Source organism: Pseudoalteromonas sp. SR44-8 (assembly GCF_014163635.1).
Taxonomy (GTDB): domain Bacteria; phylum Pseudomonadota; class Gammaproteobacteria; order Enterobacterales; family Alteromonadaceae; genus Pseudoalteromonas; species Pseudoalteromonas rhizosphaerae.
The window spans coordinates 1-17,211 of sequence record NZ_JACJDS010000023.1; the positions used below are offsets into that span (position 1 = coordinate 1).

The 17,211-nt window shown below is 40.6% G+C and carries 18 protein-coding genes, 2 rRNA genes and 1 riboswitch; of the genes, 18 read left to right on the plus strand and 2 right to left on the minus strand.

Going from position 1 to position 17,211, the window contains the following annotated elements; translation table 11 throughout:
• The first annotated feature begins 159 nt into the window (after positions 1–159).
• The 13 genes from rrf (H5183_RS12680) to ung all read left to right on the plus strand — a co-directional run bounded on the left by rrf (H5183_RS12680) (position 160) and on the right by ung (position 10,007).
• Positions 160–274, plus strand: a 5S ribosomal RNA gene (rrf, locus tag H5183_RS12680).
• Between the two features lie 62 nt (positions 275–336).
• Positions 337–451: ribosomal RNA gene (rrf, locus tag H5183_RS12685) — 5S ribosomal RNA — on the plus strand.
• 403 nt (positions 452–854) lie between these two features.
• Complete coding sequence (locus H5183_RS12690; protein ID WP_149983394.1) at positions 855–1,283, plus strand: FKBP-type peptidyl-prolyl cis-trans isomerase; 429 nt, start codon at positions 855–857, stop codon at positions 1,281–1,283.
• Between the two features lie 48 nt (positions 1,284–1,331).
• Positions 1,332–1,946, plus strand: coding sequence for a histidine phosphatase family protein (locus H5183_RS12695; RefSeq protein WP_182731839.1), 615 nt, complete (start codon positions 1,332–1,334; stop codon positions 1,944–1,946).
• Between the two features lie 40 nt (positions 1,947–1,986).
• Positions 1,987–2,112, plus strand: a riboswitch (cobalamin riboswitch).
• An 85-nt stretch (positions 2,113–2,197) separates the two neighbouring features.
• Entirely contained in the window at positions 2,198–3,034 is an 837-nt protein-coding gene (locus tag H5183_RS12700) for an ABC transporter ATP-binding protein (RefSeq protein ID WP_220496330.1), read from the plus strand.
• Positions 3,021–4,016 (plus strand): iron ABC transporter permease, encoded by a 996-nt coding sequence (locus H5183_RS12705; RefSeq protein ID WP_182731840.1) that lies wholly within the window; start codon positions 3,021–3,023, stop codon positions 4,014–4,016. The genes H5183_RS12700 and H5183_RS12705 overlap by 14 nt, the downstream gene beginning before the upstream one ends.
• A gap of 4 nt (positions 4,017–4,020) precedes the next feature.
• Entirely contained in the window at positions 4,021–5,085 is a 1,065-nt protein-coding gene (cobT, locus tag H5183_RS12710) for a nicotinate-nucleotide--dimethylbenzimidazole phosphoribosyltransferase (protein ID WP_182731841.1), read from the plus strand.
• Positions 5,085–5,882 carry an adenosylcobinamide-GDP ribazoletransferase gene (locus H5183_RS12715; protein ID WP_182731842.1) on the plus strand — a complete coding sequence of 266 codons (798 nt, stop codon included), beginning with the start codon at positions 5,085–5,087 and terminating at the stop codon, positions 5,880–5,882. The genes cobT and H5183_RS12715 overlap by 1 nt, the downstream gene beginning before the upstream one ends.
• Positions 5,879–6,406, plus strand: coding sequence for a bifunctional adenosylcobinamide kinase/adenosylcobinamide-phosphate guanylyltransferase (cobU, locus tag H5183_RS12720; RefSeq protein ID WP_145242903.1), 528 nt, complete (start codon positions 5,879–5,881; stop codon positions 6,404–6,406). Before H5183_RS12715 ends, cobU begins: the two co-directional genes overlap by 4 nt.
• A complete protein-coding gene (locus tag H5183_RS12725) occupies positions 6,406–7,908 on the plus strand; it encodes a cobyric acid synthase (RefSeq protein WP_182731883.1) in 1,503 nt (500 codons plus the stop codon). Before cobU ends, H5183_RS12725 begins: the two co-directional genes overlap by 1 nt.
• Entirely contained in the window at positions 7,892–8,491 is a 600-nt protein-coding gene (cobO, locus tag H5183_RS12730; protein WP_145242905.1) for a cob(I)yrinic acid a,c-diamide adenosyltransferase, read from the plus strand. Before H5183_RS12725 ends, cobO begins: the two co-directional genes overlap by 17 nt.
• Positions 8,491–9,348 carry a cobalamin-binding protein gene (locus tag H5183_RS12735; RefSeq protein WP_182731843.1) on the plus strand — a complete coding sequence of 286 codons (858 nt, stop codon included), beginning with the start codon at positions 8,491–8,493 and terminating at the stop codon, positions 9,346–9,348. Before cobO ends, H5183_RS12735 begins: the two co-directional genes overlap by 1 nt.
• Entirely contained in the window at positions 9,345–10,007 is a 663-nt protein-coding gene (ung, locus tag H5183_RS12740; protein ID WP_145242908.1) for a uracil-DNA glycosylase, read from the plus strand. Before H5183_RS12735 ends, ung begins: the two co-directional genes overlap by 4 nt.
• A 176-nt stretch (positions 10,008–10,183) precedes the next feature.
• On the opposite strand, the gene H5183_RS12745 is transcribed toward ung, so the two are convergent.
• Both H5183_RS12745 and tal read right to left on the minus strand, forming a co-directional pair.
• The gene (locus H5183_RS12745; protein WP_145242910.1) at positions 10,184–10,372 is read right to left on the minus strand and encodes a DUF3545 family protein; all 189 of its coding nucleotides are present in this window, start codon (positions 10,370–10,372) and stop codon (positions 10,184–10,186) included.
• Positions 10,373–10,549: 177 nt separating this feature from the next.
• The gene (tal, locus tag H5183_RS12750) at positions 10,550–11,500 is read right to left on the minus strand and encodes a transaldolase (protein ID WP_145242912.1); all 951 of its coding nucleotides are present in this window, start codon (positions 11,498–11,500) and stop codon (positions 10,550–10,552) included.
• A 250-nt stretch (positions 11,501–11,750) separates the two neighbouring features.
• Between tal and yaaA the strand changes: the two genes are divergently transcribed.
• The 5 genes from yaaA to H5183_RS12775 all read left to right on the plus strand — a co-directional run bounded on the left by yaaA (position 11,751) and on the right by H5183_RS12775 (position 17,123).
• Positions 11,751–12,530: a peroxide stress protein YaaA gene (gene yaaA, locus H5183_RS12755; RefSeq protein ID WP_182731844.1), complete on the plus strand. Its 780-nt coding sequence runs from the start codon at positions 11,751–11,753 to the stop codon at positions 12,528–12,530.
• Between the two features lie 100 nt (positions 12,531–12,630).
• Entirely contained in the window at positions 12,631–13,545 is a 915-nt protein-coding gene (locus tag H5183_RS12760; protein WP_182731845.1) for a mechanosensitive ion channel family protein, read from the plus strand.
• Positions 13,546–13,804: 259 nt separating this feature from the next.
• Positions 13,805–13,999, plus strand: coding sequence for a DUF1289 domain-containing protein (locus H5183_RS12765; protein ID WP_145242920.1), 195 nt, complete (start codon positions 13,805–13,807; stop codon positions 13,997–13,999).
• 298 nt (positions 14,000–14,297) lie between these two features.
• The gene (locus H5183_RS12770; protein ID WP_182731846.1) at positions 14,298–16,307 is read left to right on the plus strand and encodes an alpha-amylase family protein; all 2,010 of its coding nucleotides are present in this window, start codon (positions 14,298–14,300) and stop codon (positions 16,305–16,307) included.
• A 423-nt stretch (positions 16,308–16,730) separates the two neighbouring features.
• Positions 16,731–17,123, plus strand: a complete 393-nt coding sequence (locus H5183_RS12775; protein WP_182731847.1) for a hypothetical protein — start codon at positions 16,731–16,733, stop codon at positions 17,121–17,123.
• Positions 17,124–17,211: the final 88 nt, after the last annotated feature.

The following is a 17,211-nucleotide window of genomic DNA, read 5'->3' on the forward strand; positions in this document are numbered from 1 at the left end:
GTACTAATTACCCGTGAGGCTTAACCATACAACGCCAAACGCGTTTTATGTGATAGTTGATAGCGCAAGAAGTTAATAGACTAAAGTAGATTTACTGAAAACTTTATTATCAGAATTCCAAATTTTAGTTAATTGCTAACGCGATTAACACCAAATTTGCTTGGTAACAATAGCGTTTTGGACCCACCTGACCCCATGCCGAACTCAGTAGTGAAACGAAACAGCGCCGATGATAGTGTAGCATTTGCTATGTGAAAGTAGGACATTGCCAGGCTCCAAATTTAGTCGAAGGACTTAAAACTTAATAATTAAAATAAGAAAATTGAAAAGAATTTTCTTGGTAATAATAGCGTTTTGGACCCACCTGACTCCATGCCGAACTCAGTAGTGAAACGAAACAGCGCCGATGATAGTGTAGCATTTGCTATGTGAAAGTAGGACATTGCCAGGATCTAATTAAAGAAAGCCAGACTAGCAATAGTCGGGCTTTTTTACGTTTGCAGGAAAGTGATTTAGCAGTGAGTTAGCAAGGATTATGTTGGCGGGCAAAGGCAGCGCCAATCATTTACTCTTATACGTATAATACCAATCGACTTAAATATTTAACCATTCTAGCGAGCTAAATAAAGCGCTAACTGCGTTATAAATTTTTCATGTAGAACAACTATATGTCAAAATTTATGCCTTGTTATCACTGCATTTATCTGTCGCTATAAATGGTCAGTAACTTAACACGATTGGTATAAGATCATTTTATTGTTTTGAAAAACTCGCAAACTCACCATAAAACTTGCGTTTAGGCCTCTACCTATGCGATAAGATTATTATATTTATCATACAAATGGTGGGGCTTCATGGCACGTAAAAAAACAACTAAATCAAAAGGTTCATCAGGACTCAATCGTAAAAATAGTGAAAGCTTCATAGTTAAATTTAGTAATCATGCTGATACTCAACTGTGTGCTTCTGGTTTGATGTATAAAGTAATAGATGAGATCTCTGGTGAGCGAGTAACTGACACAGATACCGTGGTCATCAATCAGCGTATTATGCTTGCTGATGGCAGCGTAATAGCTGATAGTTATAAAGCTGGAATGCCTGAAGTATTTACCTTAGATGAGGCAATCGAAGGATTACGAGAAGGTATTTTATTGATGTCGGTTGGTTCTCGCTATGAATTTGTAATTCCTGCAGAGCTGGCGTGGGGGCGCAAGGGGAATGGTGGGAAAATAGGAGCTAATGCCGTTCTACATTTTGATGTGCGCTTAATCCGTTTAGGATGATCATTATGCTATTGTTAAAAGTACTTTTCTTTAATGTAAGAGGGCTTTATGCCGCCATTTTCTAGTCGCGTTTACTTATTACGCCATGGCGAATTGATTGATCAAGGAGTCTTGGCCGGACATACAGATTTTTTACTCAGTGAACTTGGCCGTGCGCAATTACATCAAGCATGCAATGAACTAACTAATATTGAGCTTGTACAAAGTTCGACTTTGAAACGTTGTAGCGAATTTGCCAGATCTTTTAGCCATGCCAAGAAAATACCACTTTTTCTGACCGATCAGCTCCGAGAGTTTAATTTTGGTGATTGGGATGGCTGTAAATATGATGATTTGTGGCAACAGACAGATTCTCCTAGTCTTGCCGATTTCTGGCAAAGCCCTTGGCAAGTAACCCCCCCTCATGGCGAAAGTATGAGGGATTTTTATCAGCGAATAGCAACGTGGTGGCAAACGTTACTAATTGATATTGCAAGTAATCGTACTCAAGCACAATTAGTTTTAACGCATGCCGGAGTGATCAAGCAACTATTAGGTATTATTTGTCAGTTACCAAAAGAGTCGAATCAGCAAAACATATTTTCAATCGGTTATGGGAAGCTTATTTGTATTGATATTTACATAGATGATAGCGATAAAGCATGGCCCAGAATTGTGTTTTAAAAGACTATTTTTAGCCGTCTAGAAAGATATTAATTGAAATATTTACTCACCCGCCCATAATAGAGCCTTATGTATTTTGGAATGGGGTGTAACTCCTCAACTGTTCCCGCAACTGTAAGTCGCAAGCGCGATAAGTCAGATACAAAATACGTTAATTTATTACCTATTGAGCGGGCTAACTCTTCTATTATCACCATGATCATAATGGTTTGTAGTGTATTGGGTTTAGCTATTGCTAGAGAGATAACACATTGCAAATACCAGCAGTAATTGATCCCCCTTTACTTGAAGTAGCTAATTTATCGTGGTCGGTGGCAAATACCGCCATTTTGCACGATATTAATTTTGCAATAAAACCAGGCCAGTTTATCGGTTTGTTAGGGCCTAATGGCGCAGGTAAATCAAGTTTATTGCGTTGTTTATACCGTTACACTAAACCAGTGTGCGGTGAGGTTATATTTGCAGGGAAAAATATTTGGCAGCTAAGTGCGGATGAATATGCCAAGCAGGTTGCTGTGGTGCTGCAAGAAACACCTTCGCAATTTAACCTATCGCTTTTTGATGTAGTGAGTCTTGGCCTTACGCCGCATAAAAGCTTATTTAGTTCGACAACTAAAAATGATCAACAAATTATTTTTCAGGCGATTGAGCAAGTTGGCTTGAGCCATCATTTACAGCAATCGTTTGATTCCCTTTCCGGTGGCGAGAAGCAACGCGCATTGATAGCACGTTCAATTGTACAAAGCCCTCAATTATTAATTATGGACGAGCCTACCAGCCACTTAGATATTAAATATCAAATTCAATTAATGGAGTTGGCTAAATCGCTAAATGTAACGGTATTAGCGTCGTTCCATGATCTTAATCTTGCAGCAAGTATGTGTGATGAACTACTGGTGATAAAGCAAGGTAAGTTAGTTGCAGCGGGTAGCCCAGAATACGTCATCACGGAAGAAATGCTTAGCGAAGTATTTGGTGTCTGTGCCGAAGTCTCGGCGCATCCACAGAGTAAACAATTAAATAAGGTCATTCCGCGTATTACCTATTTTTACGGTTATCAAGGTGGTGGCGTTGATGCAAAAAAATAATTATTTTGCAGTCAGCGTGGCGTTATTCTTTGCCTTGTCGAGCATTTTTATAGCACTTAGCTTTGGTGCTGCGCCCAGTAAATTCATTGATGTATACCACAGTATTATAGGTCAGGGAGATGACTCCTTTATAGCGCGGATCATATGGCAACTGCGAATGCCACGAACATTGTTGGCGTTTTTAGCTGGCTCTGGTCTAGCTATCGCTGGTTTAATTTTACAAACCGTAACCCGTAACCCGTTAGCCGATCCTTACTTATTTGGTATTTCATCGGGAGCCTCATTTGGTGTGGTATGTTTTATGACACTAACAGGAGTCAGCGCGGGAATAACAATGTCGGCCGCGGCATTTGTTGGTAGTTTATTGACTATGTTATTACTGGTTTTTATTGCCGGACGAGCTGGTCGCGGACAAGTTGAAAGTATGCTCTTGGCTGGGGTCGCTTTATCCTTTTTATTCAGTGCCTTTACCAGCTTACTTTTGTATTTTAGTGATCCACAGGCGATCACGGCTATTTTATTTTGGACGCTAGGCAGCTTTGCTCGCGCACAATGGTCAACGTTATGGTTACCCGCTTTAGTTATTATTAGTTGCACAGTGCTGATGATGGGTTTTCGTCGGCAACTAAATGCAATGTTACTAGGTGATGAAAGTGCTGCAACTTTAGGAATACCGGTACAGCGGTTTCGGTTATTAATGTTGGTATTGAGCTCATTGATCACTGCAGTGTTAGTGGCGATGTGTGGTGGTATTGGTTTTGTTGGTTTGATGATCCCGCATATAGTACGGTTTTTTGTGTCGCAAGGCACTATTACTGGTTTGATCATGACGGCTTTAGTTGGCGGTATATTTATGGTGTGGGTTGATGTGCTATCGCGTGTTTTACTTGCAAATCAAGAATTGCCAATCGGTGTTATTACTTCTGCAATAGGCAGTATTTTCTTTTTATCGTTACTTTATTTTCGCAAGCGAGAGAGTTAGTCAGATGTTTAATATACCCACAGTAACTAATCAATTTGGTCACCTCATCATTGATAAGATTAACCAAAAAACTAAACCGCTTGGTGCACTTGGACAGTTAGAGCAATGTGCAATACAACTGGTTACTTTGTTTAGCCAAAAAGTGGCAAGCGAAGATGCTTTTAAAACCTTTGCACCTGCAATCAATAAGCCTACTTTGCTGGTATTTGCAGGAGATCATGGTGTTGCTGCACAAGGGGTATCGATAGCGCCCAGTGATGTCACCTCACAAATGGTAGCTAATTTTGTCAGCGGTGGTGCCGCTATTAATGTCTTTTGCCAACAGTTAGGTTGGCAATTAGAAGTGATTGATTGTGGTATTTTGCATCCAGTCACAGCGCCAAGTGTCCATAATTGCCGTCTAGGAAGTATAACAAAGCCACTTAATACAGACATGGCAATGAATACCGCGCAGGTACAGCAAGGCTTTAATAATGCTAAACAGCTGGTGCAGCAGCTCAGTCATAGTGGTTGTAATACAATTGCCTTTGGCGAAATGGGCATAGGTAATACCACTAGTGCAGCAGCGATTATGGCAGCTATGCTGAATTTACCTGCACAGCAGTGTGTTGGCAAAGGCACGGGTGTTAGTGATGATATTGTTACGCGTAAAATAACAGTTGTAGAGCAAGCGCTGGTATTGCATCAGTTACATTTAGCAGATCCTATTTCACTACTTGCAGCGTTAGGTGGCTTTGAAATTGTGCATATTACGGGAGCTATGTTGGCTGCGGCTGAGCAAGGCATGGCTGCAGTAGTTGATGGCTTTATTTGTAGTGCTGCGGCAATGGCCGCAATTAATATTAACCCAGCAGTGAAAGATTATTTAATTTTTGCACATTGCTCAAATGAGCAAGGCCATCGACTGATGTTAAACGCACTCGATGTTAAGCCACTGCTGCAACTTGATTTACGCTTGGGTGAAGGCACTGGCGCTGCGTTAAGTTTACCATTATTGCAAGCCGCACTTGGTTTTTATAATCAGATGGCTAGTTTTGCTGATGCTGGTGTTGAGCAGGTTGTCAGTTAATGCCTAACCTAGAGGCAAATAAAGTAACGCAATGGCAGTTACTGTTATTAGCAATTAGCTTTTTAACCCGGCTACCGGTGCAGTTGCGCTTTAATGTAAGCGGTGCTCATTTAAATCAAGCAAGTCGCTATTTTGCTTTAGTGGGTTTACTGCTTGGTGGATTATTAGCACTCAGCTACGGCATTTTTCAATTACTGTTACCAGCATCAATAAGTGTATTACTAATGATGGCGGTCGGGTTGTTATTAACAGGCGCATTTCATGAAGATGGCTGGGCCGATGTATGGGATGGTTTTGGCGGTGGTTGGCAGGTGTCGCAAAAGCTTGCCATTATGAAAGACAGTCGTCTTGGTACTTATGGTGCAGCGGCATTATTTATTATGCTGCTGGTTAAATTTCAAAGCCTACTCTTTCTTAGTGAGTCATTGATTACTGTATTGAGTGCAGTTGTTATCGGGCAATGTGTAAGCCGAGTAGTGGCAACCAGTTTAATCATAGGGATGGAGTATGTAAGTGAGGATGCGACTTCAAAAGTAAAGCCGCTTGCTATGCACCTATCGGTCACTAGTTTAGTTACGTTACTTGTAACCGCCGCTACTTTACTGGTTAGCTTGATTGCTGTTGGTGTATTGTTATGGCAAACCGTATTCATTCTTGTAGCAGTATTACTGATCCTAAGAGTCATTTTGATCCGCTGGTTTAAACAGCAGTTAGGTGGTTACACTGGCGATTGTTTAGGTGCGGCGCAGCAGCTAAGTGAAATTGCCATTTACTTAACTTTCGTGAGTATATTATGAACGCTAACCACACATTTATTTTAGGCGGCGCACGCAGTGGAAAAAGCCGCTTTGCTGAACAGCTTGCACAGCAAAGCAATAAAAGCGTTATTTACCTCGCAACGGCGCAAGCCCACGATACTGAAATGCAAGATCGTATAGTCCATCATCAACAACAGCGCCCTGTCGATTGGCCGTTAGTTGAGGAGCCAATTGCATTGGCTGAAGCGTTACAAACACACAGCAGCAAAGATAACTGTATTTTAGTTGATTGCTTAACCTTATGGTTAAGTAACTGTTTATGTCACGCCACAAGTGATTGTTGGGATGAACAGAAATCAGCACTACTAAATACCCTTGAAAATTTACCGGGGCAAGTGATTTTTGTCAGTAACGAAGTTGGCCACGGTATTGTGCCTCTGGGTGAGCTAAGCCGCCGGTTTGTAGATGAATCAGGCTGGTTACATCAAGCCATTGCCGCAAAAGCTGCGCGAGTTGAATTTATAATGGCAGGTCTTGCCTTAACACTGAAAGGGCAGTCATGATGAAAACATTAATGGTACAAGGTACGACTTCTGATGCAGGGAAAAGTACTTTAGTTGCAGCATTGTGCCGGGTATTTGTTGAACGCGGGATCAAAGTTGCTCCATTCAAACCACAAAATATGGCCTTAAACAGCGCTGTAACAGAAGATGGCGGCGAAATAGGTCGTGCGCAAGCACTACAGGCGATTGCAGCTAAAGTGGCGCCACGGGTTGATTTTAACCCCATTTTACTCAAGCCCAATAGTGATACTGGCGCTCAAGTGATAATTCACGGTAAAGCCATTAGTAATATGGAAGCAGGTGCTTATCATGATTATAAAAAAGTCGCGATGGATGCGGTACTGGCTTCGCAACAGCGTTTAAGCGAAGAGTTTGAGCTACTGGTAGTTGAAGGGGCGGGCAGCCCGGCTGAAATTAATCTACGTGCGGGTGATATTGCTAATATGGGTTACGCCGAAGCGGTTGATTGCCCCGTGATCATTATTGCAGATATAGATAAAGGCGGTGTGTTTGCGCATTTGGTCGGTACTCTTGCGCTATTAAGCGAGTCAGAACAAGCACGAGTAAAAGGCTTTGTGATCAACCGTTTTCGTGGCGATATAGGCTTATTGCAAGGTGGCCTTGATTGGCTTGAAGAGTACACAGGTAAACCAGTGTTAGGGGTGTTGCCGTATTTACATGATCTCGCCCTCGATGCTGAAGACGCGGTAGCGATAGATAATCAAGTAAGCCAAGCAAAAATAAAAATCGCAGTATTGCTACTTCCTCATATTAGTAACCACACTGATTTTGATGCGCTGCGTTTAAACCCGCAAATTGACATTAATTACATTCGCCATACTCAAGCAATTCCACACGTTGATCTGATCATCATTCCTGGCAGTAAAAATGTTATTAATGATTTAGCCTTTTTAAACAATGAAGGCTGGGGCGAGCAGATTCAGCGTCACTTGCGTTATGGCGGTAAGTTATTAGGTATTTGCGGAGGTTTGCAAATGCTCGGCACAGATATTTATGACCCTGAGGGTGTGGAATCAAGTAAAACACACTGTAAAGCTTTAGGGCTTGCTGATTTTGCCACTCACTTAGGGCAGCATAAAGTACTAACTCAAGCTGCTGGTGTGATCCATCTTGGCGGTCAACAAGCAAAAGTCGCAGGCTATGAAATACACGCTGGTTGCAGCGCTGGCCCAGCATTTAAAAAGCCTTTTTTACAATTTACTCAGCATCCACAGCATGTTAGGCAAGATGGCTTTATATCAGATGATGATTGTATAGCAGGTACTTACTTACATGGCTTATTTGATAGCAGTGCAGCTACGCAACTAATACTGGATTGGGTATTGCCAAATAGTGGTATTACCCAATTAATAGATATAGACACACATCGCGAGCAGCAATTAACGCGCTTAGCCACGATGTGTAAAGAACATTTAGATTTAGACAAAATAACGCAAATTTACCAAAACTGGGAAGGAGTTAATCATGAGCGACACACATAACGACAAGCACCAACAACGCCAACAAAAAGTAAAAGATAAAGTTGATGAGCGTATAGCCGCAGCACAAACTGAGAAAGGTGTTTTTCAGGTGATCACCGGTAACGGTAAAGGTAAATCAACCTCAGGGTTTGGCACGGTAACACGTTGTGTAGGCCATGGCATGAAAGCTGCTGTGTGCCAGTTTATTAAAGGTACTTGGCCGTGTGGTGAGCGTAATGTATTGCAAGGCGCAGGGGTTGAATTTGCCATTATGAACACTGGTTTTACCTGGGAGACGCAAAATAAAGAATCAGATACCGCAGCGGCGCAAGCGACTTGGCAAGAAGCAAAACGTATGTTGGCTGACGAATCAATTAATTTAGTATTACTTGATGAAATTACTTATATGATCACCTACGGCTACATTGATTTAGACGAAGCACTCGAAGTGATCGCTAATCGTCCGCCAATGCAATCTTTAATTATTACTGGCCGTGGTGCGCACCGCAAGTTAACTGACTTAGCTGATACTGTTAGTGAAGTGCGCAATGTTAAGCATGCATTTGATGCTGGTGTTAAAGCGCAAATAGGATTTGATTATTAATGGCTACGCTTAGGCTTGTACTCGTTTTATCGCTGGCTCTGTGCTGCTTTAAGCTCGTGGCTGATCCTAACAAGCAGCAATTAAGAATTATCGCCTTGGCCCCGCATATTGTTGAAAACCTGTATACCATCGGCGCTGGTGAGCAAATCGTGGGAACCGTGGAATATGCTGATTTCCCTGCTGCGGCCAATGATATCCCACGTATCGGTGGTCACCAAGGTATTCAAATAGAAAAGCTACTGGCCCTCAAACCTGATTTAGTTTTAGCATGGAAAACGGGTAGCAAAGCTGAGGATTTAGCACGTATTAAAAGTTTTGGTATTGATATAATTTACAGTGACGCCAGTGAAGTAGATAAAGTACCCAATGAACTGCGCCGTTTAGGTGAGCTTACTGGACGTGAGCAATCAGCCGAGCAAGCCGCACTTGAATTTGAGCAAAAAATTGCTGTAATCAAAGCCAAGCAGCAAGGTAAAAGTAAGGTCGCGGTATTTTACCAGCTATGGGCAGAACCGATGATGACGGTGGGTAAAAATACCTGGATCAATCAGTTAATCGAAATTTGCCAAGGTCGTAATGTATTTGCTAGCAGCCGAACTGATTACCCTCTGATAAGTATTGAAAATGTGATCGTGGCAAAACCAGAGATCATTATATTGCCTAATGAAAAGTCACAAGCGCAGCAAACTGTGATTGATTGGACACAATGGCCCGAAGTACCCGCGGTAAAGCACCATCAGTTTATTAGCGTCAATGCTGATTTACTACACCGCTTTACCACGCGTATGTTGGATGGTCTTGCTGATATGTGTACTAAAATAGATGATTCACGCGTTGCAATTAAGGAACCACAATGAGTGATTGGCAAGACTTTTTAAAAACCGAATGTGCAAAAACTTATATGCAGCAGACGTTGGATACAGTTGCTCAAAAGCGCAGCGAAGGTATTGCTGTATATCCGCCAGAGCAGTATGTATTTAGTGCATTTGATGCAACACCGTTAAGTAATATAAAAGTGGTTATTTTAGGACAAGATCCTTACCACGGCGAAGGACAAGCACATGGTTTGTGTTTTTCGGTATTACCAGAGGTTGGTAAACTTCCCCCCTCATTAAAAAATATCTATAAAGAGCTGGCTACAGATATCGATGGTTTTCGCGTGCCTACGCACGGTTATTTACAACGCTGGGCAGAGCAAGGGGTGTTTTTACTTAATACCGTACTGACTGTTGAGCAAGGCCAAGCCCATTCTCATAAACACTTAGGTTGGGAGCAGTTTACCGATAAGGTTATTGCCCATATTAATCAACACTGTGAAGGTGTGGTATTTATTTTATGGGGTGCTCACGCACAAAAGAAAGGTAAAGGCATTGATAGTACGCGTCACCATATTTTAAATGGCCCGCATCCATCGCCGTTGTCTGCGCATCGTGGCTTCTTTGGTTGCCAGCATTTTTCCGCTACCAATCAGTTATTAACACAGCAAGGGCAAACAGCGATCGATTGGCAAGTTTAGGAATTGTAGGTGCGAGTTTATCCCGCGCAGAATGTTAAGCTTGTCGCGATGTAAAATCGCTGCTACGGATGTAGGCGGGGGTTATTATTCTGCGCAGAATATACGTTAACTGATAAAAACAAAGGCCCTTACTTTATCGGTAAGGGCCTTTTAGTTGGTTAGTAGCTATTGCGAAATTAAAAATCTAATTCATCAATCGCAATATTGTCTGTAAAAAAGTCTAGTTCCTGTAGTTCTTTACGTAAACGTTGCTTGTCTTTTAAAGCTTCGATTTCGCGCCATTTTCTCTTTTTATTTTTCTGAGAGGTCTTTCTTGTTGTATCAGGACCTTCTAATATCTCTAAAATATCGTCTAGGCTATCCATGAACTTCTCCTATTGAATTTTTTGAACCTCGAAAATACCTATACCACAGGCCACACTAAAATAGAATAAAAAAGTGACATTTATGTTACAGGTAAGTGATAAATTAATGAATAGAGACTATTTTCAGGCATAAAAAAACGCCGCAAATGCGACGTTTAATTTAAACGATAAAAGCGATTACATTGCTTTAAAACGTGCTTCTAGTTGCTCTTGTGCATCAGCAAAAGAACGAATACCTTCAGCTAGTTTTTCTGTCGCCATGGCATCTTGATTATGTAACCAACGGAACTGAGCTTCAGTTAGTGGTGCAGGTTTAGGCTCTTTAGCAATATCACTTTCAAGTAAATACTCCTGTGCACCTTCAAGGTTGCCTAGCTCTTCTAAAAGGTTAGGACTGATGGTTAGTTTATCGCAACCAGTTAGTGCGATGATTTCACCTGTGTTACGGAAACTTGCGCCCATAACAACCGTTTTATAATCATGACGCTTATAAAATTCAAAAATACTGCGTACTGATTGCACGCCTGGATCTTGTAATGGATCAGTTGGTTTTTCTAAGCCGTTAGCAACGTGCCAATCTAAAATACGGCCAACAAATGGTGAAATCAAAAATACGTTAGCATCTGCACAAGCACGGGCTTGAGCATCACTAAATAGCAGCGTTAAGTTACACTTAGTACCTTCTTTTTCAAGTTGCTCTGCGGCTTTAATACCTTCCCACGTTGAGGCAACTTTGATTAAGATTTTATCTTTGCTCACACCTTCTTTTTCATAAAGGCTTAGTAATGTGTGTGCTTTAGCAATTGTTGCTTGAGTATCAAATGATAAACGCGCATCAACTTCTGTTGAAATATAACCCGGCACAATGTCACTGATCTCTTTACCTAGTAATACAGCAAAGTAGTCACAGGCTAGTTCTAATTGTTTAGCAGCGTCTTGCTCGGTTTCTTTAGCATAACTCCACGCTTTATCTAAATACGGCTTATAGGCTTCAATTTCACTGGCTTTTAATAGCAATGAAGGGTTAGTTGTTGCATCTTCCGGTTGGTGTTTTTTAATCGCTTCAATATCACCAGTGTCGGCCACGATAGATGAATGTTGTTTGAGCCTTTGTAGAGCTGAAGTCATTTGCTTTCCTCATTCCAAGCAAGTTAAAAGAAAATCTACTGTAACTACCTTATACTGCAGCACTGTGACAGCGCTTAATAGGTCTTATGTCCGTATCAGTGAAGAACGAAGGTGCATAGCATAATTTGCTGTGCGAATAAGGTAGGTATCATACCAATCAATTCTAACTAATTGATATAAACAAAACGTGCTTTTCGTTTCATTTAATGTTGAAATTGACATTAAATAATTTCCAAGTCAATAGCTAACTATGATCACTGTTATTTCACCTGCAAAAAATTTAGATTTCGAGAGCCAAGCAAGCACTGATAAATTCACGCAACCTGAGTTACTTGAGCACAGCGAAGAGTTGATGACGGTGTGCCGCGAATTAACGCCGGCACAAATTGGCAGTTTAATGAAAATTAGCGATAAGCTTGCAGGCCTTAATGCTGCGCGCTTTAGTGAGTGGTCGCAACCTTTTACTACCGACAACGCTAAACAAGCCGTGATGGCTTTTAATGGCGATGTATATGGTGGTTTAGATGCAAACAGCTTAACTGCCGGGCAACTTGATTACGCGCAAAGTCACCTACGTATTTTGTCAGGCCTTTACGGATTATTAAAACCACTTGATTTAATGCAAGCGTATCGCTTAGAAATGGGCACTAAGCTTGATAACAGCCGTGGTAAAAACCTCTATGAATTTTGGGGCAGTATTATTGCTGATAAACTAAATTGCGTACTCGCTGAGCAAGATAGCCAATATCTAGTAAATTTAGCATCAAACGAGTATTTTAAAGCGGTTGATAAAAAAGCCTTAAACGCGCAAATCATTACTCCACACTTTAAAGACTGTAAAAACGGCCAATATAAAATTATCAGCTTTTATGCTAAAAAAGCTCGCGGCTTGATGGCTCGCTACATTATTGAGAATAAAGTTACCCAGTTAAGCGATTTAAAAAAGTTTACTGTTGATGGTTACTACTACAGTAGCGAAGCGACCCAAAAAGAGCTGGAGCCAGTATTTCTAAGAGATGAACAAAACTAGTTATTAATCTGTTTAAAAGCCATGCAATGCATGGCTTTTTAGTTTTGGCGCTTATTTTGCAATAACCTGACACTATTTATAAAATAATCAAGGTTAAGCAATGCTAAAAATACCTTCTATCAGCGATGCCGAAAAACTTATTGAAGAAAAACTCGGTGGCTGGTTTGATGTCGTAATAAGTCATATACCTAATTTTATAGTGGCGGTGATCATCGCCATTGTTTTCTCAATTCTCGCGCGTTTTTTAGGTTCGATGATGCGCAATGTTTTACGCCGCTCGTTAGACTCCCAACAAATTGCAGACTTAATGGCATCGATATGCAAGATGATAGTACTGTGTGTTGGGTTATTTGTTGCCCTCGATTTTATAGGGCTAAAAGGCACTGTAACGTCATTACTGGCTGGTGCTGGGATTGTTGGTCTAGCAATTGGTTTTGCCTTTCAAGATATGACCGAGAACCTAATAGCTGGTATTGCTATGGGTATTCGCAAACCGTTTAAAACAGGCGATGTTATAAAAACCGATGATGTGTTTGGCAATGTGCGCTCAATAAATTTGCGCAACACGCTTATCGAAAACTTTTATGGGCAATTGATTTTAGTGCCTAACAAAATACTTTTTCGTAATGTATTACGTAATTACAGTACCTTAGGTGTACGCCGCATTGAAGTGCCGGTGGGCATTTCATATGGTGATGACCCAGAGCTGGCAGCTGAGGTGATAGTTAAAAAAATCAATGAATTTGATTTTGTAATTAAACAAGACGAAACCGCTGTTTATGCTGAAGGGTTTGGCGACAGTAGTGTCAACTTACTGGTGTGGTTTTGGATAAAATACCCCGGCGAGGCAGACTTTATGACCGTACGCCATAAGGCAATTGTGGCAGTCAAACAAGCGCTAAGTGACGCTGATATTAGTATTCCATTCCCAATTCGCACCCTTGATTTTGGTATTAAAGGCGGTGAAAAACTCGATGCGATGATCACTGAAAAGCGCCAGCACTCAGAACAATAAATGATTCTATCAACAGGTAATATTTACCTGTTGATAGTACTAATTTACACAAATTTACAGCTGGTAATACAGTGGTTGATTGGGCATATTTACCAGTATTAAGTTTTCTACTGATAGACCGCATTTATGGCGAAGCATCAAAACAAGTAAAAGGCAGTGGTCATAGTTTAGTTATCGCTAGCCGATTATCTACTGCACTTATTAGACACGAGCTAAAACTAAGGCTAGTGTCTAATAAGTAAAGTCGAAGGTAAAATTAATGAATAACATTAAAGTGAGCAATGAAGAACCAAGTAGCCCATGTATTCGGCATTGTTGTTTGGATAAAAACGATACCTGTATCGGTTGCTTTAGAACCCTTGATGAAATTCTCGCGTGGCACAGTGCAAGCCCAGCACAAAAGCTACAGGTTCTTAATGAATGCCAAAATCGCAAAAACGCGCAACATAAATAATCACTTTGTAGAGCAAACTGCAGTCTGAAAAAGCTAACCCCAAATTTCAAGATTAGTATAAAAACCGTATACTAGTTTTTACTGCTCTGTACTGCCCGTTAATAAACACTCCAACACACACAAAGAATAAGTTAGCGATATACTCGTGCCACTGCATTTGGCTAAGCATCCATAATCGATGGTGTTTTTGAATTTTTGATTGCATACGTATTCAATTTTCATTTTGTGAGAACCTCTCTATTGTTAATTCTTTGTAAATATAGAATGCCTATTACTTGACAATACAACGGAACACACAATGAAAATTAAAAAAATAGTAACCACTATTGGGCTAAGCATTGCCCTAAGTGCTACGTCGATTGCAAATGCAACACCAACAACATTCGTCCATCTATTTGAATGGAACTGGCAAGATGTAGCCCTCGAATGTGAACAATACCTAGGACCTAAAGGCTATGCAGCGGTACAGGTATCGCCACCTAATGAACATATACAAGGCAGCCAATGGTGGACGCGTTATCAACCTGTCAGTTACCTATTGCAAAGCCGAGGCGGTAACCGCGAGCAGTTTATTGATATGGTTAATCGCTGTAATGCCGCTGGCGTTGATATTTATGTAGATACTTTAATCAATCATATGGCTGCAGGCAGTGGTACAGGTACCGCTGGTAATACCTATGGTAATAAACAATACCCAATTTATAGCCCACAAGACTTTCACACCAGTTGCACCATTAATGGCTCTGACTACGGCAACGATCGTTACCGAGTACAAAACTGTGAGTTAGTTGGACTAGCAGATTTAGATACCGCTGCAACGTATGTCCAAAACACATTAGCGGCTTACATTAATGAATTACAAGCCATTGGTGTTAAGGGGTTTCGGTTTGATGCCTCTAAACATGTTGCAGCCAGTGATATTCAAAGTTTAATGGCGAAAGTGAATGGCTCGCCAGTGGTCTTTCAAGAAGTAATTGATCAAGGTGGCGAGGCTGTTGGTGCCTCTGAGTATTTAGCGTCAGGTTTAGTTACGGAGTTTAAATACAGCACTGAACTTGGCAATACCTTTAGAAATGGCTCGCTCGCATGGTTAAGTAATTTTGGTGAAGGGTGGGGGTTTATGCCAAGTGCATCAGCTGTAGTATTTGTAGATAATCATGATAATCAACGCGGTCATGGTGGTGCCGGTAATGTAATTACCTTTGAAGATGGCCGCTTGTACGACTTAGCAAACGTATTTATGTTGGCTTACCCGTATGGTTATCCAAAAGTAATGTCTAGTTACGACTATCATGGTGACACAGATGCTGGTGGTCCAAGCGTACCTGTGCATAACAACGGTAATTTAGAATGCTTTGCGAGTAATTGGCAATGTGAGCATCGTTGGGCATACATTGCAGGTGGCGTAGATTTTAGAAATAATACGGCTGATAACTGGGCAACAACCAATTGGTGGGATAATACTAACAATCAAATAGCCTTTGGTAGAGGAAGTTCAGGCCATGTTGCCATTAATAAAGAAGGCTCAACACTCAATACCACCGTGCAAACAGATATGGCTCCAGGGCAATACTGTAACGTGCTCAAAGGAGCGCTGACTAATGATGCAACAAGTTGTACTGGTGAAGTTATTACTGTTAATGCAAATGGCACTATAAACTTAAATGTAGCCGCGTGGGATGCAATGGCTATTCATAAAAATGCCAAGTTAACCACTAACTCAACCCCTGATCCTCAGAGTGATTGGCAGCGAACTGTGATATTTATTAACGCACAAACGCAAACTGGCCAAGATATGTTTATTCGCGGCGGGATTGACCATGTTTATGCAAACACAAACCTTGGGCGTAACTGCCAAACAAGCAACTTTGAATGTGCTATGCCAATTCGCCATAATAATTTGCAAAGTGCCACTACCAGTCCTTGGAAAGCAAACGATAATTACCTAGATTGGTATGGTATTGAAACGGGCCAAAGTAGTGAGGCGCAAGGGACCGCAACCGATTGGACAACTAATATTTGGCCAGCAACTTGGGGTGCAGAAAAAACCGTTGCTAATGATGGCTTTGGTGTTACACCACTGAATATTTGGGGTGAACATTATTGGCTACTTGATGTTGATATGGATTGCAGCAAAGCGGTTAATGGATGGTTTGAGGTAAAAGCGTTTATTAAAAATGGTCAGGGCTGGGAGGGCAATATCGCGCAAGCAAACACTCCTTATGCTAGTACTAATCATGTTGCTCAATGCGGCAAAATTAATAAATTTGAGTTTAATAATTCAACGGTAGAAATACGCAATTTCTAATTTTATTACAGATAAATCCCAGCTAATCCATAAGTATGCGTTTAGCTGGGATTTGTAAGTCGCTATTATTGCCAAAATGAATTTTGAGCTTTATGGTCATTAGTAACTTTGCGTATCTGCAAATTAGATAAACAGTTATCTAATTACGATTTACTATTAATGCTTGATTAAGTGATTGAATGTAAATAAAGTTAGTTCTTTTTTGATGTTTGAATAGAAAGAGTAATTCTAAATACTCGTTAGCTTTTAAATAATGTATAAGTGCTATAAGTTGAGTGGTTTAATATAACTTACTTAGGCATTATTAAATTGTATACAATGAGTTAGTTAACTATGTCATTTGGGCTAGACAATCACTCCTCTGCGTAGATTTGTTCGCTGTTGCGCGCGGCAATATATTTTAAAGGGAATTAAGGTATCTGGATGAAAGAAATCATGGTTTATGGAACAGTTATCCTTTGTTTCTTTTGTTATGGTCTTTGGCCTTTTATCGCATCAGCTTTACTGGTGTTTATTTCTGATGACCCAACTTTAGGTATTATCAGTTTAGTTATTTGGTCAATTGCTGTTACGATCCAAATAATTGCTATGTGGCAAATATTTAAAAGAAATTCAAAAGGATTACATTTGTTTTTCTCTGTAGTTTTTCTTTACGTATTTTTATATGCGGGTGATTCACTTATCGTTTCATTAGAAAGTAACGCTGTTTTTTCATTTTCAAATATTATAAATAAAGCTATATATCCATTGTTCGCTGCATGGGCTTTGTATTTTAGCGATGCCAAAGATTTCTTTATTAAACCAACTGAGAGTTAGTAATGAGTAAGTGTAATAATTGTAGTGCCAGTATTTCTTTTATGGCAGTTTTAAACACCATGAATCCCTTGAAAGTAAAGTGCTCAAA